Below are 25,819 nucleotides of genomic sequence, written 5' to 3'. Positions count from 1 at the left end.
GCTTTCCTCTCTGACAGGAAAGCCTCCAATGCCCCAGCCCGGCCGCTTATCCGCTGGGCTTTTCAATGAGGCGGGGTTTAGCCCTAGACCGTCCAAGGACGGTGTGACCACCCGGCACGCCCGGTCCGCTTTCACGAACCGGAGGAGAACCGCCTTTCACGCAGCCCCGGGAATTTCGCGCGCGTTTCGCCAAACCGTCCGGGCACCGGCCCCACCTCGCCGGCAACGCTTTCCGGTGTATCCGTGATGGGACGGGAATAAGTATGGCACGGGTTTTGCGGGCGGGGATTTGCGGGGATGAAATTTTTTTGAGAGAGCCACTATTATCCCACAGCCGGCTTGTAACGTTTGCATACTCACAGGCGGCTTCGCGCCTTCGTTCCGGTCGTTTGTACCGCCTGCTGAATTGCTGAACGTTACCCTTCTGCCACGCAGGTGCCGTCACCCTTGAAAGGGCAACAGTAGATTTGCCACCGTCACCACGAATGGAACAAAACCCAATTCTCTGAGTTGAACGCTATTCGACCAAAGCGGTGGAGGCCGTGGCGATGTCTGCGTTGGTCGAAATTCCAGGACCAAGCAAAATTTGAAACCAACGATAGGAGGAAGAAATGTCTTATTATTCCACTATGGTCGTCGTCGCAGCATCATGCGTTGCATTGGCTGGATGTCAAACAGCGAGCATGAATTCCAGCGCTGGCCCGGCGACGCCCGGCTGTGTGGTCGGAACGGTGGGAGGCGCCGTGGTGGGCGGTGTGGCGGGGTCCGCAATCGGGTCCGGTACCGGCCAGCTCTGGGCCGTTGGCGCCGGAGCAACGTTGGGCGGTGCGGCCGGTTCTGCAATAGCCTGCGGCCGCTAACTGTTTACGACAGGGCAGGTGGCGAATTACATGCGTCACTTGCTTGAAAAATAACCTGATTTATTCATTTGCCGTCATGAACTCAAAGGCCCTCGGCGTGTAAAGGCTGACCGCACCGAGGGCTTTTCTGCGTCACTTGGCAGGCCCATTTCCCCAAATGATGCTGCGTTCGCCTCAGAGCGTGTCGATCAGTCCTCCGTCCACGCGCATGGAAGCCCCGGTCGTCGCGGATGACAAAGGCGAGGCGAGATAGGTTACGAGGTTAGCAATCTCCTCCACGCTTGCAGCGCGTTGAATAATCGAACTGCCACGATGCGTCTTGACGAAGTCCGCCGCAACCTCCTTGATCGGCTTGCCCGTCTTCGCAACCTCTTCGGCAAGCATCGCCTCGACCCCTTCCGACAGTGTTGGACCGGGGAGGACCGAGTTCACGGTCACGCCAGTGCCCGCCATGCGCTTGGCAAGCCCACGGGCAACCGCAATGTCTGCGGTCTTGCTGACGCCGTAGTGGATCATTTCCACCGGAATATTAAAGCCGGATTCCGACGCAATGAAGATCACGCGACCCCAGTCGAGGTTCTGCATGCCCGGAAGGTAAGCGCGCGACAGCCGGACGGCCGACATGACGTTGACCTGCCAATGGCGATCCCACACCTCGTCGCTCGCCTCGAAAAAGTCGAGCGGCTGAAAAATGCCCGCATTGTTGATGAGGATGTCCACATGAGGAACCTTGGCGACGAGAGCTTCACACCCTTCAGCGGTCGCGACATCGGCTGCGACGGCAGCGACCGTGCCCCCGGCACCTTCGCCTTTCAAGCGCTCGGCGGCCTTTGCGGTCTTTTCGTCGGACCGTCCATTGATCACCACATCCGCGCCAGCCCTCGCGAGCTGGCGGGCGATCGCGTAGCCGATGCCTTCGGTAGATCCAGTAATCAGAGCGGTTTTGCCTGCGAGGTCGATCTGCATCTGCTGCTCCTTGTGAGGGTGAACACACAAGGTATGAGCTTGCGGACGGTCTCGCAACAGCGCACGCCGTCGCGCCCAATCTGCTGCCATTGATGAAGTCCGAAAAGCGCCGGCATGCCGGTCTTGGAGGAAGCCGCGCGATATGCCCCGTTCCGGTGTCTATTGCCGCGCTTCTCAGGTTCCTTTGCGCTTTCCCGTGTCAGGAGAAAGCCTCCAATGCCGCAGCCCGGCCGCTTATCCGCAAGCCTTTCAGTAAGGCGGGTTCAGCCCTGGACCGTCCACAGGCGGCGTGGCTACCCGGCACCCCCGGTCCACTTTCACGAACCGGAGGAGCCCCCCCTTTCACGCAGCCCCGGGAGTTTTGCGCGCGTTCCGCCTCCGGGCACCGGCCCCACGTCGGCGGCGACGCTTTCCGGTGTATCCCTGGTGGGACGAGAAGAAGCATGGCACGGGTTTTGAGGGTGGGGATTTGCGGGGATGATTTTTTAAGAACGTATCAAATCGCACGGCGAATGGCGGCTCCAACGCTAAAAACAGTCACTTGGCTCCACGCAGTTTTGACGATGCATGCCGGCGGGCACCGCTTTTCGCCCCAATGCAACGGGTCGTATTTGCGGCTGCACACGATTGCGATTTCCTCTAATTTAGTCTAGTCTAATTGAATATTTTACTATCTTAATAAGGGGTTTATATCGTGGGTCCTGCGGGAGGCCTGAAAGAACTGTTATCGACGCACAGAAGGATTGCGAACCGTTACCTTCCGGAAGTCCCTGCCGGCAAAAGGGACCTGTCGCCTGTCGCAGCCGGTGAACTGCCGGGCAGGCATCTTATCGCGGATTTCAGTGGTGCGGAAAATCTCGACGATGTCGCTCGCATCGAGGCTGCGTTCACTCGCGCCATCGCCGCTGCTGGGGCCACTCTGCTCGGTATGAGCTTTCACGTGTTCAGCCCTGGGGGCGGCGTCACGGGGACAGCGTCGCTGGCCGAAAGCCATATTTCCATCGACACATGGACGGAGAATGCATATGCCGCGCTCGACATATTCATGTGCGGTGTCTGCGATCCGTTGAACGCGCTTCCAGCGCTGATCGAGGCGTTCACGCCGGCGCTGATCGAACTGCGCCAGATCATCCGCGACACGGCAACCGACACGCTTGCGGAAGCGCAATGAATGGCGATCGCTGACACTCCTTCACCGCTGCCTTTTCCGCCGGACGGCTTTCCGGGTCCCGTTCTGGTCGAGCGCCCTTACCCGCTTCCGGAGTTGCCGCCGAACAAGTTTTTCGTCGAAGGTGCCGACACTGCCGCCATCGCCCGCAGCGGCAGCGTTTTCGTGCTCGAGGATGCCGATATCTTCGACGAGTACCACTACCGCGCAAAATCGGTCATCTGCTCGGTGCGCACCGCGTTCCAGACCGTAACCATCGCCGATACCTATAGTTTCGGCAGGGCTCTCTTCCTGGATGGTGCGATCCAGAGTTCGGAAGAAGACGAGGCGCTTTACCACGAGATGCTGGTGCATCCCGCTTTGCTGATGCACGAGAACCCGCGTCACGTGCTGATCATCGGTGGTGGTGAGGGCGCGACACTGAGGGAGGTGCTGGCCTATGGCGGCATCACCCGTGCCGTCATGGTCGATATCGACCGCGATGTCGTGGATATCTGCCGCGAGCATCTGGGAACCTGGAGCTATGGTGCCTTCACGGATCCACGTGCGGAACTGCATTATTGTGATGGCCGCGCTTTCGTCGAAACGACGGATGATCTGTTCGACGTCGTCATCATTGATGTGGTGGACATGCTGGACAATGGACCGGCACAACACCTGTATACGCGGGAATTCTATCAGATGGTCCGCGAGCGGCTTCGTCCGGGCGGCATCGTCGTCGTGCAGGCCCTGGAGTTTTCGTTCTGCGACTACAAGGGGCACACAGCCGTCAGCCGGACCCTGGCGGCGGTCTTCTCGCAGGTGCACAGCTACCAGGTCGCCGTCCCCTGTTTCCTGGCGTCCTGGGGATTTCTCATCGCTTCCGACTGGCTGGACCCGCATGAGGAAAGTGCGGAGCGGATGGATCGGACGATCGATGCGCGGCTTGGGGCCGACTGGCTCGACCATCTCACCGGTGCCTTTATCAAGGCAAGCTTCTGTTTCGACAAGGAGACGTCATTCTATCTCGGATTATCAGGTCCTATTCTGGAAGACGGCGTGGCGTTTGTTCCCCCGCCGGATATCCACACGGTCGATGACGGCGTCAGGCAACTTCCTTCTCTGTCTGTCGATTGATCCATGAACCAGGCCCTGCATCCCATGTCGATATCGAGGCTGGCCTTCCATCGTCCGGATTCGAGGACTGCCGAAAGCCCCACGGGGATCTGCGTCCTTTCCTACCCGGAGGCCGTTGTGGTGGCCGAGCGGTCGGTACGGATCGAAGGGCAGACGATACCGTCAGCCGAGTTGGGCGCCAGCCCGGCAGATGGCCTCGACATCATCAAACTGGCGCCCGGTTCCGACACGCCGTTTGCCCTGCAGCAGCTTGCTAGCGCCTGGGTGAACGAGACGCTGGGTCGAAACGGCTTCGAGGACCTGGCGATCGAACTGCCGTTGCGCAATGGCCAGATCCGGTGGCGCGGCCCGCGCGCCGTGGTGCAGGCTCCCCCGGACCAGTTCACCGACCTGACCACGGCGATAGCCGCATTTGCCTGGCTCTGGCTCAATATCGAAAGGCTGGAACGGAAACTCGAAGCCGAGTGGGCTGATCAGCATGACGACGCGGCGGCATTGGCCCGCACGTCCTTCAGTTGGTCGCAGGGACGCCGGCTGAGTGAAAGGGCTGTCGAGGCAAGCCGCCATCGCCAATGGTTCCTCCGCGCCATGCGCGTTCTCGAACGTGGCGACGGCGGGCTCTCTCGCAACGCGCGCCGGGTGTTTTTCGAGCTGTGCCACCAGCTCGAACTCGCCAAGCGCGTGACACTGATCGGCGAGATCATCGAGGGCAGGGAGACACTCTACAATCAGGTCGCGGAACGGGTTTCCGAGTACCGGCTGTTCCTTGTTTCATCGGTGCTGGAGGCCGCCATTCTGGTGGCGATTCTCACTGAAATTGCCTTGTTTCTGGTCTACGAACTCTAGGAGGACGACATGAAACAGCTGCTCGCTGCCATCATTCTCGCAGCGCTGGCATCATCGGGCCAAGCCCAGGATGCATTCCTCAGTGGCCCGCAAATCAGGGCAAAACTGACCGGTAAGACGATTTCCGGAACGGAGGGCGGGGTGCGCTATTCCGAAAAATTGCTTGCCAACGGTACGATCAAAGGCCGATCGAGCGCGGAGCCGGACTATGACGGCGAGTGGGAGATTTCCGGCAACGAAATCTGCTTCTACTACGACAGCGACGATGACGACGACTGCTCGCGCGTCATTCTCAAGGGTCGCAGTATAAGCTTTGTCGATGAGGATGGGTCGAGATCGACGGCGGTGGTCCAGTAGCCGCCGGCGCTTGACGGAGCCTGGCCGGTCAGGCGCCGGCCGCTTTCCCTGCAACAATGATTGGCTCTACCCGCGCAGGGATCGCCGCGGCTGGCCTACCCCTCGATCTCCTCGCGCAGCATCTCCAGCTCCAGCCATTGCTCTTCCATCGTCGCAATCGAAGTCCGCAGTTTTTCGAGCTCGGCAGCGAGCGCGGAGAACCGGGCCGGGTTCTTGGAAAACAGGCTCGGGTCGGCCATTTCCGTTTCGCGTTTGGCGATTTCGGCTTCGGCTTTTTCCATCTCCTTCGGCAGGTTTTGGAGTGCGAATTTCTGTTTGAAGGAGAGTTTGCCCTTGCCGATTTTTGGCCCCGAGAAGGAGCCGTTATCGGTGGCGGATCTGGCTTTTTCGGCTTTTTCCGCGCGCTTCCGTTCGTCGGCGACGCCCTTGCGCTGCGCCATCATGTCGGAATAACCGCCGGCATATTCGATCCAGCGGCCGTCGGGCGCGTCCGGGTTGGCAGGCGCGATAGTCGAGGTGACGGTGCGGTCGAGGAAGTCACGGTCGTGGGAAACGAGGATGACGGTGCCGGGGAAGCCGGCGACGATTTCCTGAAGCAGGTCCAGCGTCTCGATATCGAGGTCGTTGGTCGGCTCATCAAGGATCAACAGGTTGGTCGGGCGCGACAGGATGCGGGCGAGCATCAGGCGGGCGCGCTCTCCACCCGACAGGTTCTTGATCGGAGTGCGCGCCTGTTCGGGCTGGAACAGGAATTCTTTCATATAGCCGGTGACATGGCGCTGCTCGCCATTGACCAGCAGGTTGTCGCCGCGGCCGTCGGTGAGGTAATGGGCCAGCGTATCCTCGAGGTTGAGGTCCTCGCGGCGCTGGTCGAGCGTGGCGATCTCGAGGTTCGTGCCGAGCTTGACCCAGCCGCTGTCGGGCTTGATCTGGCCGGTCAGCATCTTCAGAAGCGTCGTCTTGCCCGCCCCGTTCGGGCCGACGAGGCCGATGCAGTCGCTGCGATGGACGCGGATCGAGAAGGGGGCGACGATGGTGCGGTCGCCATAGGTTTTGGTGATCTGGTCGGCCTCGATCACCAGCTTGCCGGATTCGCGGGCATCGGAAATCGTCGCCTGAACCGAGCCTTGCGGGCCATTGTGGCCGCGATGTTTTGCGCGCAGGTCCTGCAGCGCGCCGAGCCGGCGCATGTTGCGCTTGCGCCTTGCCGTCACGCCATAGCGCAGCCAGTGCTCCTCGCGTTCGATCTCCTTGCCGAGCTTGTGCTGCTCGAGCTCTTCTTCCTCCAGCACCTTGTCGCGCCAGGCTTCGAAAAAGGCAAAGCCCTGGCTGAGGCGGCGAGACTGGCCGCGATCGAGCCAGACGGTGGCATTGGAGACCTTTTCGAGGAAGCGCCTGTCGTGGGAGATGACCACGAGGGCCGAGCGGCTCTTGACCAGCTCGCCTTCCAGCCATTCGATGGTCGGCAGGTCGAGATGGTTGGTCGGCTCGTCGAGCAGAAGGATGTCCGGTTCCGGCGCCATGACGCGGGCAAGGGCTGCGCGGCGGGATTCACCGCCCGAAAGCTGGTTGGGGTCCTCGTGGCCGGAAAGGCCCAGATGTTCGAGCAGATAGGCCACCCGGTAGGGATCGTCGCTGGGGCCAAGGCCTGCTTCGGCATAGGCCTGCACGGTGTCGAATCCTTCGAAATCCGGCGCCTGATTGAGGTAGCGGATGGTGACGGACGGATGCCGGAAGATCTCGCCGGACTGTGGCTCGGCAAGGCCGGCCGCCATCTTCATCAGGGTCGATTTGCCCGAGCCGTTGCGGCCGACGAGGCAGATGCGGTCGCCCGGCTCCACCTGCAGGTTAGCACCTGCCAGCAGCGGCGTGCCGCCGAAGGAGAGGAAGATATCGTCGAGTTTCAGAATGGGTGGCGCCATGATCAGGCTCCCGAAAGGTCTTGCGGACGGGCAAGGATGAGCGCCCGGCCGGAGGAAAGGGTGAAGCGGACGGTGCCTTCGGCGACATTGGAAACGGTGCGCGAGGAGCCGAACGGCAGATGAAAATCCTTGAGCGGATACCGGGCGCCCGCAATGGACAGGCCGGTCAGCGTATCGAGCCCGAGAATGGAAAACAGGCTGCCCTTTGGCAGATCGATCTCGAAGGTGCCCGGCAGGAGCGGATAGGCTTCCTCCTCGCCGGAGGTGAGCAGCAGGTCGATGCCGTCTTCGGCAAGTTTGGCGGCATAGAGCAGGTGCATGAAGGCATGGTCGCTGCGTTCGCCGCCCAGGGCGCCAGCCAGCACGAGTTTTTGCGCGCCGCGCTCAAGGGCGGTGGCAACGGCGATCTCGCCGTCGGTTTCGTTCTTGGCTGAGGGATAGGGCTCGCGGAGAACGTCGGGCCATTCGGCGATCAGGGCGTCGGGCGTGGAATCGAAATCGCCGACCCAAAGCTCCGGCGTCAGGCCAAGCGCGCTGGCATGGCGCATGCCGCCATCGGCCGCAATGACGCGGGCGCCGGACAGCTGGGCCAAGAGCCTGTCCGTCGGCGTCAGCGGCCCGCCCATCAAGATTACAAAAGCCTGTTTGCTCATGGCGCAAGGCCATAGCGTAAACAGGGGGAGGAGGGGAAGGGGCGGGTGTGGATTTGGCGGTGATGGATCTCTTCTCCCCAGCGGGGAGAAGGTGGCCCGAAGGGTCGGATGAGCGACTATCTGGGGTGTCAAGTTGCATTTACAAATTCCATTCTCGCGTCGCGTGCTTTTGCATTGAGGATGACGAGGAGTTTGCGGGCGAGGGCGATGCGGATGACCATTTTGGGTTTCCCTGCGCTTTGCAACCTTTGCTGGAAGGAAGACAAATGCGGGTCGTAGCGAGCGGCGATATGGGCGACGAGGAAGAGGATGCTGCGCGGGCCGCTGCGTCCGCCGCGCACCGGCCGGTGTCCGTTGCGTTTGCCACTGTCGTTGGCGATCGGCGCAAGGCCGGACAGCTTGGCGATGGCCTTGTTGGAGACCTGCCCGATCTCGGGAAGTTCCGCCATCAACCGTGCGACGGTACGCGAGGCGACGCCCTTGACGGATCGGAACGCCGCGTCGAGGCGGCCCCAGAGCGGGTCGTCGTCGATCAGCGAGGCAATCTCGCCTTCGAGCCGGCGGCTCTGGCGCACGAGGAGGGCGATGACCTCGTCGAGACTGTCACGGGTTTCCGCATCGCGGGCCGCATGCCGGCGTTGCTTCTGGACGGTGAGATCGGCCGTCACCTGGGAAAGCCGCGCCACCAGCGACGACAGACGCAACTGGGCCGCCTGGGGCGGCGGCGTTGGCGCGATGGCCTTGACCGCCGCATAGTGTGCGATGATGCCGGCATCGATCCTGTCCGTCTTTTCCAGAAAACCCATCGCCTCGGCGAAGCGGCGCACGCTCAGCGCATTGGCCAATGCGCAGGCGACCCCCAACTCCCACAGAAGCAGGAAGGCCGAACGCTCGTAACCGCCCGACGCCTCCATGACGACGAGCGCGACGCCATGGGCCCGGCACAGCGCCGCCAGCGCACCGATGCCGTCCGCATCATTGCCAAAGCGCTCAAACACACCGGCCGGCCGGACCTGTGCGTCCAGCCAATCCTTCGAAACATCCACTCCACAAATGATACTGTTCACGGTAACCTGCCTTGTGCGTGCGGTTGGAACCAAGCGATGGCGAAGATCCCAGGCTCATCCACGGTTGTAGCCGCAGGGGGAACGGGCGACTTCGCCACACCTTCGACCGGGGGGCCAACCGGTCGAAGGTTCAGTCGCTTCAATCGCACAGAATGCCTTCTATGTAGATACAAGGGGGAACCGCAGGCTGTGAACGTGCCGAACCGCCCCCTCATCGCCTCGCATTCGCTCGGCACTTCTCCCCGATGGGGAGAAGAGGGATGCTAATCCGCATCCTTGGCGCGGATGGTGCAGACCTGCTCGAACGAGGTGACGAACCGGTCGAAGAGGTGGGAGAAGGTGGCGACGTCTTCTTCCGGCCAATCGGCCAGCACGCTTTCGATGACATCGCGCTTGACTGCCTGGATCTTGATCATCAGCTGCTGGCCAAGCTCGGTCATGACGACGATGATGCGGCGGGCATCGGCCTGCGAGGCTTCCCGGCGCAGGGCACCGCGTGTCACCATCTCGCCGACGATGCGGCTGGCCCGCGACGGATCGATGCGCATCATCTCGGCAATGGTGCCAACCGTCACTTCGCCCTCCGGTTCGGCCCGGCGCACGGCATCGAGCACGTCGAGATGGGTGATTTCAAGGCTCGGTGCGACATTGCTGATCGCCAGACGGGCAAGCACCCGCCGCCCGATCATCGTCCGCCAGCGGCCCATCGAGTTGCTGATCAAGGTGCGGTGGCTCTCCGCGTCGCCGCTTTCGGCGATGCATTCCAAGGGTGAGGGTGCGTGATCCATGGGGCATCCTAGCAAAACGCGCGGGTTCCATAAAGCATGAATATGCTTTGGGCATAAATGTGCTGTTGACAATTATGTGCTAACAGCACATAAATTCCTCAACGCAATTGGAATTCTCCCATGGACATGCAGGTCACCCCGGCGCCGCTGGTCTCAAACCCGGCGCTCCGCCTCACGCTTTTCTTCTTCCTGATGACGGCTTTGTTCATGGCGACGCTGGACAACCAGATCGTCGCCACGGCGCTGCCGACGATCGTCGGCGAGTTCGGCCAGATGGAGCGGTTCGGCTGGATCGGTTCGGCCTATCTGCTCGCCACCTGCGCCGTCATGCCGCTCTACGGCAAACTCGGCGACCTGTTCGGCCGCAAATATGTGATGATCACTGCGGTGACGATCTTCACGCTGGGCTCCATCGCCTGCGGGCTCGCAGTCTCGATGAACACGCTGATTGCCGCGCGCGTGCTGCAGGGGCTGGGCGGCGGCGGCATCATGGTGTCGATCTTTTCGATCACTGCCGACCTGTTCGAACCGCGCGAACGGGCGCGCTACCAGAGCTATTCCAGTCTTGTCCTGATGGCCTCCGGCGCCGTCGGCCCGGTGATCGGCGGCGCGATGAGCGATCATTTCGGCTGGCGCTCGATCTTCCTCATCAATATCCCGATCGGTATCGCGGTGCTCATTGGTCTGTTCGTCTTCCTGCCCTATCGCCGCCCGACACGCCGCCCGACGATCGATTATGCCGGGGCGCTGCTTCTGGCCGCCGCCGTTACCTGCGTCGTGCTCCTGGGCGATGGTGCCGAACTGTTCGGCTCACTGTTTTCGCTGGGCAGTCTGGCGATCGTGATGCTTGGCGCGATCTGCGCCACGGCATGGGTTTTTGTCGAGCGCCGCGCGCCGGAGCCTATCGTGCCGCTGACGCTGTTTCGCAATCCGACGTTTAGTCTGATGCTGGTGATTTCACTGGCGAGCGGCGCCGTCGGCATCGGCATGGTCAACTATTTCGCGCTGTATCTGCAGACGACGACGGGGCTGACACCGTCGCTCGCCGGGCTGCTGTTCATCATGCTGACCGGCGGCATCGTTTGCGGTGCGCTGACGGCGGGACGGCTGATTTCACGCTCGGGCCGCTACAAGCCGTTCGCGATCGTCAGCGCCAGCCTGACGGTTCTGGCTCTGTTCATCTTCACGCAGATCCAGCCGGGCACGCCACTCTACGTCATCTGCGCAATCATGGCGCTGCATGGCATCGGTATCGGTTTTGGCCAGCAGGTGCCGATCGTCGCCGTGCAGAACATCGCCGCGCGCGGTGACGTCGGGGCCGCCACCGGTGCCGTCACCCTGTCGCGCATGGGCGGCGCCTCGATCGCCATATCGATCTATGGCGCGATTATCGCGGCAGGTCTCGCACGCGGCACCACGGCGATCCCAGGCATCGCCGATATCGAAAAGCTGACGCCGCTGGTGCTGTCGACGCTGCCGGAGGCAACGCGCCAGCTGGTAGCCGAGAGCTATACGGCCGCCTTCCTGCCGCTGTTTCTGACGGCCGGCGGCATCTCGCTGATCGCGCTGACTGCGGCCCTCAGCTTGAAGGCCGTGCGGTTGCCGCAAAGATGATGTCAAGATATTATCACCATAACACTTCCTCTTGAATACCTACTCAATTAAACTAAGAGCGTGTTTAACGATCTTCTGATTCCTTCGATTAACAAAACTGTCGAAATCATCGTTGAAATCTGATGTCTCACAAAATATAGTTGCGAGAATTGCAAGTTTATTCTCTATTGTACCTACTTCATCAATATAGACTGATGGTTTTTTCTTCCCAACCTTCTTGTTTTCTGCTGCGCTAAGGAAACAGAAGTTTGCGAGGCAATTTATCTTTTCCTCAGAAATTTCCTTAAAGGCAGCTTTAGGATATATATGATGAAATTCCGACCTGTTGTATGCTTGCAAGACCGGTTCCAAGTCTATATCTTTTCCTGATATAAGGCTTTTCGGAAATTTACTTGATAGAAGCAAAACGAAAGTCTTCGTATTTGCTGTTGTTGTTCGAAATACATTTCTTAGAAAAAAGTTTCCGTCAATTACAATTTCCATTGAATCTATGTTTGATAAGAAGCCATTTTTGAGAGCATTTATCTCTTTGATGTCCCGAATTGCTGTTTTTCGAGTTTGGCTGCTGTATCTGTTTCCTAAACATGACTTCCAGAACCATCGTTTAAGTTTGTCGTAGGTCTCTGCATTGTAGGAGACTTCTTTACCGTTTGGTTCGGCGAAGAAGACGGAGAGCGGGATCAGTAGTGCAGGGTATGGTAGATTTTTCAAATTATATACACGAAGCTGAGTGCGCAAGAAGTCAATAGCCCCTTTAATTCCATTGCGAACCCTTGGAAATTCCTCACGGACAACTTGTCCTGTTAATTCCAGAAGGGTTTCCGCAGATGGTTCTTCCTTCAATATTGCGGCTGTGCAGCGTAGTATCAAATCGGAATCTTCCCCTACCCCCTCAAATCCAAAGTCCTCAAGTTCTTCCTTTAGGTTTTTAAAGCTATCAAGTAGGTCAAAGTTTTCATTCCAGGTCCATGCAGAAAGTAACTGAAGGGTATCCAGTTCTACTCCTAGCCTATTTACTCTTTCAAATACAATTGCCACCATAGACCGGTCTTCCGTTTTTAGAACCTGAACCGGTATCGATACTTCTTTAAATTTTTCTTGTAGTCTGTCTACTTGTGTGATCTGCTCGTTAGTTAGACTCGATGTCGCCTCTCTGTATTTTACAGAATCAAATAATGCGCTCAGCGGAAAATATTTCCCTGGATCGACTTCGTTCTCTTTAAGTGGATAGAACTGACTTTCTTGAGCATGTCCTTCGCTATAAAGATCGAAGTATATATCTATCCACTTATCGTCTTGTTTTGGCTTTAAATCCGTCTGAAATACCGTAAATATCGAAGTTAGTCTTTGCTGTCCGTCAAGAACGTAGTCGACCGGGTAATCTTCTTCAGGTTCTGGTAGATCAAATCGACCTAAGCTTCTTTCTACATTGAGCTTGTTTTTTGTTCGCCAGAATAGAAGGGAACCAAAAGGATAATTTTTATATATGCTGTCCATTAGGTAAGCGACATGATCCATGTCCCAAACAAAACCCCGCTGGAATGCCGGGATTCTGATTCCTCCTCCCTTTACGGAGTCAAGTAATTTTCTGACCGAGTAAGACTGATATTCCATTTAAAGGCCTCGATGGGTTCTAAAATGCGGATTTGGTTATAGCAGGTGAACATATGAATGCGCCGTTAAGTTGTAGTGTTTAATCGAGGACGTACACCGAAAAATCTTTTATTGCTAACTTTTTGCCAGCCGTCTAAATCTCCTCTTGCTCTAACGGGGTGCCGTTCGTCGTTCTCGACGTCCGGCTGAGAGGCTGTCGCCAGCCAACCCGAAGAACCTGATCCGGTTTGTACCGGCGGAGGGATTAGACGGCACATTCCAGCGCCCTATTCCCATTTTTTGGATTTATAAGGAGGCGCGGATGCGCAAGGCAATCATTCCATTTTTCGCGGCAGTTGCTGCCCTTACGGCCTCGTTTTCCGCCTCAGCCGAAGATAAGGTGCTGACGGTCTATACCTATGAGAGCTTTACCAGCGAATGGGGCCCCGGCGCCAAGGTGGCGGAAGCGTTTGAAAAGACCTGCGGCTGCAAGCTGTCTTATGTCAGCGTTGCCGACGGCGTCGAGCTTCTCACCCGGCTGAAGCTTGAGGGCGCCTCCTCCAAGGCCGATATCGTGCTGGGCCTCGATACCAATCTCGTGTCCGAGGCGAAGGCGACCGGCTTCTTTGCGCCGCACGGCGTCAATACCTTGGCCGTCAAGGTTCCCGGCGGCTTTACCGACGATACGTTCGTTCCCTATGACTACGGCCATTTTGCCGTGATCTATGACACACAGGTGATGAAGGAACCGCCGAAAAGCCTGAAGGAACTGGTCGAGGGTGACCCGAACCAGAAGATCGTCATCGAGGATCCGCGCACCTCGACGCCGGGTCTCGGCCTGCTGCTCTGGGTGAAGTCGGTCTATGGCAAGGATGCTCCTGCCGCCTGGGCAAAACTCAAGGACCGCGTGCTGACCGTTACCCCCGGCTGGTCGGAAGCCTACGGCCTGTTCACCAAGGGCGAGGCGCCGATGGTGCTGTCCTACACGACCTCGCCGGCCTATCACGTGGTTGCCGAAAATACCGACCGCTATCAGGCGGCTTCCTTCTCCGAAGGCCATTACATCCAGATCGAAGTGGCTGCCATGACCAAGGCTGCCAAGGACCCGGCGCTCGCCAAGCAGTTTCTCGCCTTCGTCACCGGCCCTGAGTTCCAATCGATCATCCCGACGACCAACTGGATGATGCCGGTTGCCGCCACCAAGGAGCCGTTGCCGGAGGCATTCGGCAAGCTGGTGACGCCGGAAAAGACATTTTTGATGCCGTCGGACGAGGTGGCCGCCAACCGCAAGGCCTGGATCGACGAGTGGCTGGCGGCAATGAGCAAGAACTGATCGGGCTGGGACGATCGTTTCCACTTCTCCCCGGCGGGGAGAAGTGCCGAGCGACTGCGAGGCGATGAGGGGGCGGTTCGGCACATTCTGAGTGTTTGGCCCCCTCATCCGGCCCTGCGGGCCACCTTCTCCCCGCTGGGGAGAAGAGGGGACGAGGCGACGCCCGTAAACGAGATAAGGGCATCATGATCAACCGCATGGAACGTCGTTGGACACTGACCGCCGGGGCGCTGTGCCTCGGGGGCATTGTGCTGTTCGTCTGCCTGGCGGCGGCCGCTCTTCTCGCATTTGATGAGCCGGGTTCTGCCAATGACGGCATGGTATTCGATGCCTATGTCTGGCGTGTGGCCCGGTTCACGCTGTTGCAGGCGTCGCTTTCGACAGTCCTTTCCATCGTCTTCGCCATCCCTGTTGCCCGGGCTCTGGCGCGGCAGGCTGTCTTTCCGGGCCGTGTCTGGATCATCCGGCTGATGGCGTTGCCGCTTGGGCTGCCGGCGCTGGTGGCGGCTCTTGGGCTGATCGGCATCTGGGGGCGGCAGGGGGTGCTGAATACCGCGCTTGTGGCTGTTGGCCTCGATCAGCCGGTCAGTATCTATGGCCTGTCGGGGATCTTGGTTGCCCATGTCTTCTTCAACATGCCGCTGGCGGCACGGCTGATGCTCGGCGGGCTCGAGCGCATTCCCGGCGAATACTGGCTGGCCGGGGCCAATCTCGGAATGCGGCCGCTGTCGATTTTTCGCTTCATCGAATGGCCGGTGATCCGTGGGCTCTTGCCGGGGATCGCCGGGCTGATCTTCATGCTCTGTGCCACCAGCTTCACGCTTGTCCTGACGCTCGGCGGCGGACCGGCGGCCAGCACGATCGAGGTGGCGATCTATCAGGCGCTGCGCTTCGATTTCGACCCTCCGCGCGCCATCGCCCTGTCGTTGCTGCAGATTTCGGTGACGGCAGCGCTGCTGGTTGCCATCCGGCTGCTGACGCCCACCGCCGATGAAGGCCATGGCGGCGGGCGCAAAGTGCGCCGGTTCGATGGCCGCCGCCGGTTTGACCGGGTGGGCGACGGGCTGGTGATAGCGCTTGCGGTGCTGTTTCTTGCGCTGCCGCTCGGCTCGGTGGTCTCCTCCGGTCTTCGCGCCGACCTCGTCCGGCTGGCCAGCGATCCAATGGTGCAGCGGGCGTTGCTTACCAGTGCCGTCATCGCGCTGGTTTCGGGTCTGCTCTGCGTCCTCCTGGCGGCTCTGATGATCCGGGCGCGGCAGGCAGCGCTTTCGCCAAGACGCCCAGCGGCGGCCGGGCACGGGCTGGCAGCGGGGATTTCGGCGAGTTCGTCGCTGGTGCTGTTGGTGCCGCCGGTCGTTCTGGGGGCAGGCTGGTTTTTGTTGTTGCGGCCGCTCGGCGATATCGCCCGTTTTGCACCGCTGCTGGTGATCCTGATCAACACGCTGATGGCGCTGCCCTTCGTCTACCGCGTGCTGGAGCCCGCGATGGCCACCCATACGGCCCGCACGGCAAAACTTGCGGTCAGCCTCGGTCTCGGCGGCTGGCATCGGTGGCGCCTGATCGATTGGCCGGGCTTGCGCAGGCCGCTGCTGATGGCCCTGTCTTTTGCCTGTGCCCTGTCGCTCGGCGATCTCGGTGCCGTGGCGCTGTTCGGTTCGCAGGATATGGTGACGCTGCCGTGGCTACTCTACAGCCGCATGGCTGGCTACCGTTCGACCGATGCGGCGGGGCTGGCGCTGTTTCTCGGCCTCGTCTGCCTGGTGCTGACGATTGCCGGTACGCCGCGGGCAGGGGCCGATGATGTGAGGAGTAAAGATGTCACCGCCTAAAACGGATATTGCGGTTCGCCTCAGCGGCGTGCGCGTGCAGTTCGGCCAGACCGAACTGCACTTCGATTGCGCCATCGGCAAGGGTCAGATCGTCGCTGTCACCGGCGCATCCGGTTCCGGCAAATCGACGCTGCTCAATGTGATCGCCGGGTTCGAGACGCCGGATGCCGGCACGGTCGAGATTCTCGCACAGGATGTTGCCGGGCGCGATCCCGCCGAGCGGGCGGTATCGGTGATCTTTCAGGAACACAACCTGTTTGCGCATCTCGACGTCGCCACCAATATCGGTCTCGGCATCGATCCGGCGCTAAAGCTGGGCGTCAAGGAGAAGGCGAAGATTGCAGGTGCGCTGCTGCGCGTGGGGCTGGAGGGTTTTGGCAAGCGCCTGCCACCGACATTGTCGGGTGGTGAGCGGCAACGCGTGGCGCTTGCCCGAGCGCTGGTGCGCCGCAAGCCGGTGCTTTTGCTCGACGAGCCGTTTGCCGCACTCGATCCGGGCCTGCGCGCCGGCATGAGCAGCCTCATCCTCGATCTGCACCGGCAGGAGGGCAATACGATCCTGATCATCACCCATCATCCCGACGACGTGCGGACACTGGCCGACAGCGTGCTTTTTCTCGACATGGGCCGTGTTCTCCTGCATGAGCCAACGGCGCGGTTTCTCGATCATACCGATATTCCAGCTGTTGCCCGGTTTCTCGGCCGGTGAGTATCGCCTGCGATGCTTTTGCCACAATTTGAACGACAGCCTATGCGACGGCGCTTTTGCTGTCCGGTGGCGTGCGCTCCCGCATGCGTTGCCGGGATATCACGGGGCAACTATTTCTATCGGCGTATGCTAGGCACGCATGGCGCGAATAGGTTACAGCAGGTCATTGCCGTACTCACGGCGCGACCTAATTATACGGCTGTAAAGAATACTGAATTTGCACGCGTGCTAACACCGGAACGGTTTGCACGGCTGGCCTGAAGACTGGAAATGAGCTGAGGTGATGAGCAGAACGACAGGCACGCAGAGGCAGGTTTCGCGAACAGGCTCCGGCGTGTCCGCGCGCGCCGTCGCGGCGCTGCTCGGTAGCCTGCTTTTGTCCGGCTGCCAGTCGGTGATCGAGCAGACCTACGAGCCCAAGGTCTCGCCGTCGTCCAATCCGCAGATCGTCGAGGAAGTCCAGAAGAACGACCCGCGCGCCCAGGTCGGTGCCCGCGAGCATCCGCGCATCGTCGCGAGCTATGGCGGCGAATATCAGGATGAAAAGACCGAGCGCCTTGTCGCCCGCATCACCGGCGCGCTGACGGCAGTTTCGGAAAACCCGAACCAGTCCTATCGCATCACAATCCTCAACTCGCCCGCCATCAACGCCTTTGCGCTGCCGGGCGGCTATCTATACGTGACGCGCGGCCTTCTGGCGCTCGCCAACGATGCCTCGGAAGTGGCAGCCGTGCTCTCCCATGAAATGGCGCACGTCACCGCCAATCACGGCATCGAGCGGCAGCAGCGCGAAGAGGCCGAGGTCATCGCCAGCCGCGTCGTCTCCGAAGTGCTGTCGAGCGATCTGGCCGGCAAGCAGGCTTTGGCGCGTGGGAAACTGCGGTTGGCAGCCTTCTCGCGCAATCAGGAATTGCAGGCTGACGTCATCGGCGTGCGCATGCTCGGCGAAGCCGGCTATGACCCCTATGCGGCGGCGCGCTTCCTCGATTCGATGGCGGCCTATAGCCGTTTCTCCTCGGTCGATCCTGACAGCGACCAGAGCCTGGACTTCCTGTCGAGCCATCCGAGCGCGCCGCAGCGCGTCGACCTCGCCCGCCGCCATGCCCGCGCCTTCGGCGCGGAAGGGTCCGTCGGCGACCGCGGACGCGACTATTATCTCGCTGGTATCGACGGGCTGCTTTATGGCGACAGCCCGCAGGAGGGCTATGTCCGCGGCCAGACCTTCCTGCATGGCAAGCTCGGCATCCGCTTCGATGTGCCCAACGGTTTCCAGATCGACAACAAGGCCGAGGCAGTGCTGGCGACCGGGCCGAACGAGACCGCGATCCGCTTCGACGGCGTGGCCGATAGCCAGAAGCGCAGCCTGACCGACTATATCGGCAGCGGCTGGGTGACCGGCCTGCAACCGGACACGATCCATGCCGTGACGATCAACGGGCTCGAGGCCGCAACGGCGCGTGCATCGGCCGAACGCTGGGATTTCGACGTGACCGTGATCCGCATCGACACGCAGATCTACCGCTTCCTCACCGCCGTGCCGAAGGGCGCGCCGAGCCTGGAACCGACCGCCGAGGTCCTGCGCTCCTCGTTCCGCCGGATGACGCCGCAGGAAGCCGCCGCCCTGAAGCCATTGCGCATCCGCGTCGTCACCGCAAAGCCTGGCGATACGCTGGCCACGCTCTCGGCGCGGATGATGGGCACCGACCGCAAGCTCGATCTGTTCCGCCTGATCAATGCCATGCAGGTGACCTCAACGGTAAAGCCCGGCGACAAGGTGAAGATCATTTCGGAATAGGGGGCAGTGAGGCGTTTTCGCATTTGGGGCAACTCCTCTGCCTAGCGTGTGATTGCTCCACTGACTGTTTCATTCGGCGGGAGCCGTCACCCTCTCTTGGCAATCCCGCACATGCGGTCATGCTTCACGATGTCCGGCGGGCGATGCGGCCGCCGGTTACGCCCATCGTACCCTTGGCTTCGTAAAAAGCTCTCTTATGCTCGTACATCAGAGTGTCGGCGCGCTGGACGAGGGATTCCATCGATTCGCCCTGTTCGCTGGTCGCGACGCCGAAAGACATGGTGAGGGGCGCGCTCGAGTAGAACTGGTTGTTGATCTTCAAAAGCTCGTTGATCGTCTCCATCATCGCGCCCGCCGCCTTGTTGTCTGCTCCTGGCATCAGAACGGCGAACTCGTCGCCGCCGATCCGGGCGGCATGGTTGGGCTGCGAGACGGCACCATTGAGGATTTCACCGAACCGCCGCAACAAGGCATCGCCAGCGTCGTGGCCAAGCTGGTCATTGGCCTCCTTCAATCCGTTCAGGTCGATTATTATTGCCGAAACGGGGCGGAGCGACTTTCGCTCCAGCCGGTTGATCTCATCCGCATAGAAGGCGCGATTGTAGAGCTTCGTCAGAACGTCGTGCTTGCCGAGATATTCGAGATAGGCCTCGGCTTTCTTGCGTGCCGTAATATCGGTGAGGGCGACCTGAACGCGGGACCAGTCGTTTTCGCGGCCGGGAAAGACCGAAAAATGCAGCAGGATGTGGCGTTCGGAACCATCCAGCGCGTAGTTGATGACTTCGCGATGGTGAAACAGGTTGCCGTTCCACAGTTCAAGCAGCTGCTCGCGAAACGGTTTTTCCATATCGCCACGGAAGATATCGCTCAAGCGCTGCAGCAGCGTCATGCGATCGGGAGCGCAGAAGAGGTCGAGCGTCGCCTGGTTGACGTCGATGACGCGGATTTCGCTCATGCACTGGGTGACGAACTCCGGGTGGACATCCATGAAGGTTCGAAAGTCGCTGATGCCGCGGGCGCGAATATCCTCGATCAACACCTTGATGCGGCTGAAATCCTCGATCCAGAGCGACACGGGCGAATGCTCGAAAATGCCTTCGGCATAGAGTCTTTGGGCGATTTCCGCCCTGCGTGCATCTTCGCGCGCGGTGATGTCTTCCGTCGTCAGAAGCACTTTGGCGAGAGAGCCCTCATGACCCGGCATGACCGCACCGCGCAGCTGGATATCGAGGCGGCGGCCGGTAAGCGTGTAGTTGACGGTGGTGCTGGAAAACGCCAGTTTTCCGTCGAAAAGGTCGGCCAGCTCATGGATATGCGTTTCCAGCATGTCGTCTCGAAAGATCTGCGCCACGCCCGCCCGAAGATGATCGACGTCATCGGCCTCAAACAGCTCAAGCGTCTTTCTGTTGACATCCAAAATCCGGATCAGCCGGGAGCATTCGGCGATGCGCGAGACATCGCCCCGCAGGAAAGCGCGGATATCGGTTATCCCTTGCGCGCGCCACATGTCGAAAAGTGCTTTGACGTCGCTGAAATCCTCGATCCACATGGCAATCGGCGCAAGGTTGAAGACGCCGGAATCGAATGTCTCTTGCATTGTGCCACCTGAAAACGAGCTGAGACCAAGATGCGCCGGGGGCGCAGATGTCGCGTATCGCAGTATTAACCCCCAAAGGTAAACCACGCATTGATTGCCGTTGCACTACAGATCCGCTTGAGCCGCACATCCTGACGTAAAAAAACCGGATGAAACGTTCATCCGGTTTCACAGTCAGCGCAAATCTTCATCAGTGCCGCATTGCCAGCACCGGAGCTTCCGCGACAAGCGCGATCTTCAGCTTTTCCAGGGCACGGGTTTCGATCTGGCGGACGCGTTCCTTGGAGATGCCGAGGTCGGCGCCGAGTTCTTCCAGCGTGGCGCTGTCTTCGCTGAGGCGGCGGGCGCTAATGATTTTCATTTCGCGCTCGTTCAACTGGCAGAGCGCGTGGCTGAGCCAGGTGCGCCGCCGCTCGCTGTCGATCATTTCGGATACCTGCTCGTCGGGCAGCGGGGCATCACAGGCCAGCAGGTCGAGGCGCTCGCCACCGTCGGATTCTCCGGACGAGGAGATCGGCGCCTGCAGCGAGGCGTCGTTGCCGGACAGGCGGGCATCCATCGTCTGCACATCGGCAAGGCTGACGCCCAGTGCCACGGCGATTTCTTCATGCACCGCGCGGGCCGTCAGCTGGCGGTCGCCTTGGGCAAGCTTGGCACGCAGGCGGCGCAGGTTGAAGAACAGCGCCTTTTGAGCGGACGAGGTGCCGCCGCGCACGATAGACCAGTTGCGCAGCACATAATCCTGCATGGAGGCGCGGATCCACCAGCTGGCATAGGTCGAGAAGCGGACGTCGCGGCTCGGCTCGAAGCGGGCTGCCGCTTCCAAAAGGCCGATATGCCCTTCCTGGACGAGATCGCTCATCGGCAGGCCGAAATTGCGGAACTTGGAGGCCATGGAGATCACCAGGCGCATATGGGCCATGGCAATCTTGTTGCGGGCATCCTGATCCTGGTGGTCTTTCCATGCCAGTGCCAGAGCATGTTCCTCATCCCGTGCGAGATAGGGTGCCGCCATGGCGATCTTGATCATCCGCCGGTCTGCTGAGAGATTTTTCATCGGCTACTCCATGACGGGCACAAGAGCGTGCCGCTGAACGATAGGTCGATCGGTTTTTCGGGATTTCCGCTATCTGGCGCTTGACCAGAATTCGAACCGCCCTACTTCCCGTTGAGATCCGAGGCCGGAAGAAGAGGCCGCGGCAATCCTGATTTGCGCAAGCGCACATATCCGGACGCTTTCAAACGCGCGATCCGTGGAAAAGGTTCCATGCTGCGCTGCCGTATTTCGCGGCGGCGGGCATTTTTGTGCGTTTGTGCGTCTGTTTGCGATTCGGACGACCGCCCATGGAGCGTGCCCGGCAGGGTCGAATCACCCCAATGGCCAAAAAGTGAAAGTTGCTCTGGTGTTAGAGGGGACGCCGGGGCAAATCTTGTGCGCCGCGATGAAAGCCGCTTGCCGGAAAAGTTAAAAAAGCGTTAACTTTGCATGGTTGTCCCCATAAGTTGCCTGTGAGTTAGTTAAAGACAGGGCTTGGCCGGGATTCCTGTTTGTACGGCACGAGTCTAGAGTCGCGTTATGAAAACACTATCAATCGAGGTGCGCCCGGGTGAGCCGAGGGACGCCATGTCCATATCGGATGTGCACCGCGTCTCGTGGCTGCAGGCCTATGGCGGTCTCATTCCACACAAGCCGCTGACCCAGATGGTTCACCGGCGCGATCACGCGTGGTGGCGCAAGGCCACGCGCGGACCCTCGACATTGCTGGTCGTCGAAGTTGCCGGCGTGATCGCAGGCTACGCGACGCTGGGCCTCAACCGGTCGCGGTCGCTGCCGCAGGAAGGCGAGGTCTACGAGATCTACCTGCGCCCGGAATATCAGGGCATCGGGCTTGGCCGCATCCTGTTCGGTGAAGCCAAAAGCCTGCTGAAATCGCTGGGCTGCCAAGGCCTCGTCGTCTGGTGCCTGGAAGACAGCCATCATGCCGACCGCTTCTTCCGCATGGCCGGCGGCCGCGATCTCTGCGAGGGCATGGAAGATTTCGGCGAAAAGAATCTGAAGAAGATCGGCTATATCTGGGATTGAGGCGCTCGCACTGACTGTCTGCGCTCAGGCTGTGGTTCAGTCGGGGAAAATGTGCGTCGGCTCTGCCGCCGTCGGCCCGCGAATGCCGTGATACCCCGCCATGTCCTTACCGCAGACGAAATTCGTGGCCATGGCATCGGCAACCTGCCGGGCCAGTGCATTGGGATTCGGATTCGCCAGTGCATCCACATAGCCGACCACGCAGCCCTTTCCGGCATCATCGGCCACTTTCGAGACGACGAGAACCTGGCCTTTCAATTTCGGTGACGGTTGGTAGGTGACCGGATCGATATTGTCCAGGAACCAGCGCAGGATTGTCGCAACCGGCTTGCCGTCCGCATCAAGCCGCCATTCGATTTTTCGCGTCGCATTGTTGAACGGCTCGAAGCTTTCGAAGACGCCGGCGATGTAGGTGTCGCTGACGGGCCCATAGAGGATGCTCTGGCGCAGATCGCCTTCCTTGAAATAGACAGCGTGATCCTTGAGCCCCTTGCATCGCAGCGAAAGACTGCCGCCTTCCGGGTCTTCCGGCAAAAGGGGTTTGCAGCGATCGGTGTCGAGGTCGGTATAGGTGCTGTCATTGGCCAGCGAGGGACTGGCCACGATCGGCACGAGGATCAGAAACGGCATGGCATAGGCGAACGGCTTCATCGGGGCTCCTCTTGCCGATACGCGGTGCAAATGGGCGAATAGTCGCTCAAACGTCGCATTTTTCGGGGCATGACGAAAGTAATGTTGCGCCGCGTCATGTTTCCCGTTATCGGACTTGCCATCCGAAAAACTGGCCCCTGGGGGAAAACTCATGCGTATTGATGCAATTTCGATTGGAAAGAATCCGCCGGAAGATATCAACGTGATCGTCGAGGTTCCGGTTGGCGGGCATCCGATCAAGTATGAAATGGACAAGGAAGCCGGCACGCTGGTCGTCGATCGGTTCCTCTACACGCCGATGACCTATCCCGGCAATTACGGCTTCGTGCCGCACACCCTGTCGGAAGACGGCGATCCGATCGACGTGCTGATCGCTTCGACCCGTCCGCTGGTTCCCGGCTGCGTCATCAACGTGCGGCCGATCGGCGTCTTGATGATGGAAGACAATTCCGGCAAGGACGAAAAGATCGTCGCGGTGCCGAACTATCACCTGACCAAGCGCTACGATAAGGTGAAGGACTATACCGACCTGCCGGAAATCACCCTGCAGCAGATCGAGCACTTCTTCGAGCACTACAAGGATCTGGAGCCCGGCAAATGGGTGAAGATCTACGGCTGGAAGGATACCGCCGTTGCCCAGCAGCTGATCCTCGAAGCCGTCGAGCGCGCCAAGGCTGAGAAGTAAGCGAGAGCTGAAAAGGCGTCCTGCGCTTCAGTTGCCGACGCTCCAGGGCGTTGCTTTGACGAAGCGCATAGCCCCATCCCCCGTCATGCTCGCCCTCGTGGCGGGCATCCAGCGACCCGACGTCCACCGGGTCAAAAAGCTTTTCAGCCCAAGGACTTGGGCTGGCTAGATTCTTGTGACGGGCACAGGAATGACGGAGATTTTGGTGTCACTCAATTCCCCAAATGACCTGTCAAAAATGGGAAATGGCTTTGTCAGTCGTAAAATGAAAACCTCCGGATCAGGCTGATCCGGAGGTTTTGTTGTCGGTTGTTCAAGCCTTGGGTTCGAAGGCCCTCAAGCTGTTAGCTGAGCAAGGCGGCAGCGACGGTCGTATTGAGGAAATACCAGAGGAAATAGAGGATGACCAAAACCACCAGCGGCGACAGGTCGACGCCGCCCATGTTGGGCAGGACGTTGCGGATCGGCCGGTAGAGCGGTTCCGTCAGCTGGTAGAGCGAGCGGCCGATCATATTGATGGCGTTGTTGTTCACGTTGATGACGTTGAAGGCGTAGAGCCAGGAAAAGATGGCCGAGGCGATGACCAGGAACCACGCAATGTTGATGATGAAATTCAGGGTCGCAATGACAGCAAGCATGCCGGTCTCCAATTCGTTGTTGACAGACATGTAGACATTGCCGACTAAACCGGCAAGTCCGCGCTTCGCGATGGGCCAAACATGTTTAATGCGGCGCGATAGCCTGCCGTTCTCCGGAAAGATTGCCGCATGTCCGTCCTTCAAGGTGCAGACCGGTTTGCCGCATTCCGGCATGTCTCCTATGCCCGTTTCTTCTTCGCCCGCTTCCTTGCGTCCTTCGCCATCCAGATCATCAGCGTCTCGGTGGGATGGCAGATGTACGAGCAGACGCAGAACACGCTCTATCTGGGCCTGATCGGCCTTTTCCAGTTTCTGCCGTCGCTGCTGCTGATCCTGGTCACAGGATCGGTGGCCGACCGCCATTCGCGGCGCATGATCGTTTCGATCTGCATGATCATCAGCGCGCTCTGCGCGGCGGCGCTGCTGGGATTGACGATTGCCGATGCCTTTTCGCCCTGGCCGGTGTTTTCCATCCTGATCGTCTTCGGGATCGAGCGCGCCTTCATGGCGCCCGCCGTGCAATCGCTGGCGCCCAACCTCGTTCCGGTCCGTGACCTCGCGAACGCCATCGCCTGGAATTCATCCTCCTGGCAGACGGCTGCGATTCTCGGTCCGGTGGCAGGTGGTCTGCTTTACGGCGTCAGCGCCGTCGTCGCCTATTCCGTGGCGCTGGTCTTCCTGATCCTGTCGGCCATCCTCGTTTTCATGATCGAGAAGCCGGCGCAACACAGTCTCAGCGAACCGCGCGACTGGACCTCGGTGCTGGCCGGGTTCAAGTTCATCCGCACGGAAAAGATCGTGCTGGGGGCGATCTCGCTCGATCTGTTTGCCGTGCTGCTCGGCGGTGCTGTGGCGCTGATGCCGGTGTTTGCCAAAGAAATCCTCGTGTTGGGGCCGCTTGGTCTTGGGCTATTGCGCGCCGCACCAGGCATCGGCGCCATCCTTGTGGCCGTGACATTGGCTGCCTACCCGATCCGCCACCATGCCGGAAGGCTGATGTTTGCCGGTGTGGCGCTGTTTGGTCTCGGCACGGTGATCTTCGGCCTGTCTGAGGTTGCCTGGCTGTCGATCATGGCGCTGATGCTGATGGGCGCATCGGACATGATCTCGGTCTATGTGCGCGAAACGCTGATCGCGCTGTGGACGCCGGATGCAGTGCGCGGCCGTGTCAATGCGGTCAACATGGTGTTCGTCGGCGCGTCGAACGAACTCGGCGAATTCCGCGCAGGGACGATGGCGCATTTCATCGGCGCGGTTCCGGCCGTCGTCATCGGCGGTGTCGGGACGCTGGCAGTCGCCGTCATCTGGGCGCTCGGTTTTCCGCAACTGCGCAAGATCGATTCGCTCGATGCCCCGGACCGTTCTGTTTCGGGGTGATCCGGCAGGCTCAGAGCGTAACGCCCCCTCATCCGGCCCTGCGGGCCACCTTCTTGTAACTTCCCTTCTTCCGCATTTGGCGCTGTAATGCCAGTTGCGGTGGCGGATGGAAGACCGTCGCACCTTTGGGACACCAAGCCCGTGGGAGAGCAAGGGTCTCCGTCCGCCGTTC

At 60.1% G+C, this 25,819-nt stretch carries 23 protein-coding genes and 1 riboswitch; of the genes, 13 read left to right on the top strand and 10 right to left on the bottom strand.

What is annotated here, in order from left to right; translation table 11 throughout:
* The first annotated feature begins 611 nt into the window (after positions 1-611).
* Positions 612-860 (top strand): glycine zipper 2TM domain-containing protein, encoded by a 249-nt coding sequence (locus ACP7E6_RS18560; protein WP_426231210.1) that lies wholly within the window; start codon positions 612-614, stop codon positions 858-860.
* A gap of 174 nt (positions 861-1,034) precedes the next feature.
* Here the strand turns inward: ACP7E6_RS18560 and ACP7E6_RS18555 are convergent, their stop codons facing one another.
* Entirely contained in the window at positions 1,035-1,826 is a 792-nt protein-coding gene (locus ACP7E6_RS18555; protein WP_426231209.1) for an SDR family NAD(P)-dependent oxidoreductase, read from the bottom strand.
* 694 nt (positions 1,827-2,520) lie between these two features.
* On the opposite strand from ACP7E6_RS18555, the gene speD reads away from it, so the two are divergent.
* Genes speD through ACP7E6_RS18535 form a run of 4 tightly spaced genes read left to right on the top strand, consistent with a single transcriptional unit; the run spans position 2,521 to position 5,313 of the window.
* Positions 2,521-2,997, top strand: coding sequence for an adenosylmethionine decarboxylase (speD, locus tag ACP7E6_RS18550; RefSeq protein ID WP_426231208.1), 477 nt, complete (start codon positions 2,521-2,523; stop codon positions 2,995-2,997).
* Complete coding sequence (locus ACP7E6_RS18545) at positions 2,998-4,110, top strand: fused MFS/spermidine synthase (RefSeq protein ID WP_426231207.1); 1,113 nt, start codon at positions 2,998-3,000, stop codon at positions 4,108-4,110.
* Between the two features lie 3 nt (positions 4,111-4,113).
* Positions 4,114-4,956 carry a hypothetical protein gene (locus ACP7E6_RS18540; RefSeq protein WP_426231206.1) on the top strand — a complete coding sequence of 281 codons (843 nt, stop codon included), beginning with the start codon at positions 4,114-4,116 and terminating at the stop codon, positions 4,954-4,956.
* Between the two features lie 9 nt (positions 4,957-4,965).
* The gene (locus tag ACP7E6_RS18535; protein WP_426231205.1) at positions 4,966-5,313 is read left to right on the top strand and encodes a hypothetical protein; all 348 of its coding nucleotides are present in this window, start codon (positions 4,966-4,968) and stop codon (positions 5,311-5,313) included.
* Between the two features lie 95 nt (positions 5,314-5,408).
* Here ACP7E6_RS18535 and ACP7E6_RS18530 read toward each other — a convergent pair whose 3' ends face one another.
* The 4 genes from ACP7E6_RS18530 to ACP7E6_RS18515 form a co-directional block, all read right to left on the bottom strand.
* Complete coding sequence (locus tag ACP7E6_RS18530) at positions 5,409-7,235, bottom strand: ABC-F family ATP-binding cassette domain-containing protein (RefSeq protein ID WP_426231204.1); 1,827 nt, start codon at positions 7,233-7,235, stop codon at positions 5,409-5,411.
* Between the two features lie 2 nt (positions 7,236-7,237).
* Positions 7,238-7,888, bottom strand: a complete 651-nt coding sequence (locus tag ACP7E6_RS18525; protein WP_426231203.1) for a thiamine diphosphokinase — start codon at positions 7,886-7,888, stop codon at positions 7,238-7,240.
* A 128-nt stretch (positions 7,889-8,016) separates the two neighbouring features.
* Positions 8,017-8,955 carry an IS110 family transposase gene (locus ACP7E6_RS18520; protein WP_426231202.1) on the bottom strand — a complete coding sequence of 313 codons (939 nt, stop codon included), beginning with the start codon at positions 8,953-8,955 and terminating at the stop codon, positions 8,017-8,019.
* 263 nt (positions 8,956-9,218) lie between these two features.
* Positions 9,219-9,662 (bottom strand): MarR family winged helix-turn-helix transcriptional regulator, encoded by a 444-nt coding sequence (locus ACP7E6_RS18515; RefSeq protein ID WP_426231487.1) that lies wholly within the window; start codon positions 9,660-9,662, stop codon positions 9,219-9,221.
* A gap of 201 nt (positions 9,663-9,863) precedes the next feature.
* On the opposite strand from ACP7E6_RS18515, the gene ACP7E6_RS18510 reads away from it, so the two are divergent.
* Positions 9,864-11,357 (top strand): MDR family MFS transporter, encoded by a 1,494-nt coding sequence (locus ACP7E6_RS18510; protein WP_426231201.1) that lies wholly within the window; start codon positions 9,864-9,866, stop codon positions 11,355-11,357.
* A 39-nt stretch (positions 11,358-11,396) separates the two neighbouring features.
* Here ACP7E6_RS18510 and ACP7E6_RS18505 read toward each other — a convergent pair whose 3' ends face one another.
* Positions 11,397-12,971, bottom strand: coding sequence for a GmrSD restriction endonuclease domain-containing protein (locus ACP7E6_RS18505; RefSeq protein WP_426231200.1), 1,575 nt, complete (start codon positions 12,969-12,971; stop codon positions 11,397-11,399).
* A 144-nt stretch (positions 12,972-13,115) separates the two neighbouring features.
* A riboswitch (TPP riboswitch) is annotated at positions 13,116-13,232 on the top strand.
* 40 nt (positions 13,233-13,272) lie between these two features.
* Between ACP7E6_RS18505 and thiB the strand changes: the two genes are divergently transcribed.
* The 4 genes from thiB to ACP7E6_RS18485 all read left to right on the top strand — a co-directional run bounded on the left by thiB (position 13,273) and on the right by ACP7E6_RS18485 (position 18,616).
* Positions 13,273-14,283, top strand: coding sequence for a thiamine ABC transporter substrate binding subunit (thiB, locus tag ACP7E6_RS18500; protein ID WP_426231199.1), 1,011 nt, complete (start codon positions 13,273-13,275; stop codon positions 14,281-14,283).
* Positions 14,284-14,468: 185 nt separating this feature from the next.
* Positions 14,469-16,112: a thiamine/thiamine pyrophosphate ABC transporter permease ThiP gene (gene thiP / locus ACP7E6_RS18495; protein ID WP_426231198.1), complete on the top strand. Its 1,644-nt coding sequence runs from the start codon at positions 14,469-14,471 to the stop codon at positions 16,110-16,112.
* Positions 16,099-16,821 (top strand): ATP-binding cassette domain-containing protein, encoded by a 723-nt coding sequence (locus tag ACP7E6_RS18490; protein WP_426231197.1) that lies wholly within the window; start codon positions 16,099-16,101, stop codon positions 16,819-16,821. The genes thiP and ACP7E6_RS18490 overlap by 14 nt, the downstream gene beginning before the upstream one ends.
* A gap of 283 nt (positions 16,822-17,104) precedes the next feature.
* Positions 17,105-18,616: a M48 family metalloprotease gene (locus tag ACP7E6_RS18485; protein WP_426231196.1), complete on the top strand. Its 1,512-nt coding sequence runs from the start codon at positions 17,105-17,107 to the stop codon at positions 18,614-18,616.
* A gap of 124 nt (positions 18,617-18,740) precedes the next feature.
* Here ACP7E6_RS18485 and ACP7E6_RS18480 read toward each other — a convergent pair whose 3' ends face one another.
* Positions 18,741-20,213, bottom strand: a complete 1,473-nt coding sequence (locus ACP7E6_RS18480) for a diguanylate cyclase domain-containing protein (RefSeq protein ID WP_426231195.1) — start codon at positions 20,211-20,213, stop codon at positions 18,741-18,743.
* A 190-nt stretch (positions 20,214-20,403) separates the two neighbouring features.
* Positions 20,404-21,270, bottom strand: coding sequence for an RNA polymerase factor sigma-32 (locus ACP7E6_RS18475; protein WP_426231194.1), 867 nt, complete (start codon positions 21,268-21,270; stop codon positions 20,404-20,406).
* Between the two features lie 519 nt (positions 21,271-21,789).
* Here ACP7E6_RS18475 and ACP7E6_RS18470 point away from each other — a divergent pair.
* Entirely contained in the window at positions 21,790-22,296 is a 507-nt protein-coding gene (locus tag ACP7E6_RS18470; RefSeq protein ID WP_113241773.1) for a GNAT family N-acetyltransferase, read from the top strand.
* A gap of 36 nt (positions 22,297-22,332) precedes the next feature.
* Here the strand turns inward: ACP7E6_RS18470 and ACP7E6_RS18465 are convergent, their stop codons facing one another.
* Positions 22,333-22,947: a hypothetical protein gene (locus ACP7E6_RS18465; protein ID WP_426231193.1), complete on the bottom strand. Its 615-nt coding sequence runs from the start codon at positions 22,945-22,947 to the stop codon at positions 22,333-22,335.
* 151 nt (positions 22,948-23,098) lie between these two features.
* Here ACP7E6_RS18465 and ppa point away from each other — a divergent pair, with 151 nt between their 5' ends.
* On the top strand, positions 23,099-23,632 hold the full coding sequence (gene ppa, locus ACP7E6_RS18460; RefSeq protein WP_426231192.1) for an inorganic diphosphatase: 534 nt from the start codon (positions 23,099-23,101) through the stop codon (positions 23,630-23,632).
* 344 nt (positions 23,633-23,976) lie between these two features.
* Here the strand turns inward: ppa and ACP7E6_RS18455 are convergent, their stop codons facing one another.
* Entirely contained in the window at positions 23,977-24,270 is a 294-nt protein-coding gene (locus ACP7E6_RS18455) for a YggT family protein (protein ID WP_113241811.1), read from the bottom strand.
* A 129-nt stretch (positions 24,271-24,399) separates the two neighbouring features.
* Between ACP7E6_RS18455 and ACP7E6_RS18450 the strand changes: the two genes are divergently transcribed.
* Positions 24,400-25,647, top strand: coding sequence for an MFS transporter (locus tag ACP7E6_RS18450; RefSeq protein WP_426231191.1), 1,248 nt, complete (start codon positions 24,400-24,402; stop codon positions 25,645-25,647).
* Positions 25,648-25,819 lie beyond the last annotated feature (172 nt).

The sequence above is a fragment of the Pararhizobium sp. DWP3-4 genome, assembly GCF_049898205.1.
Lineage (GTDB): Bacteria > Pseudomonadota > Alphaproteobacteria > Rhizobiales > Rhizobiaceae > Pararhizobium.
Note: the sequence above shows the minus strand (reverse complement) of the source record. Positions and strands in the feature narration are given on the sequence as shown.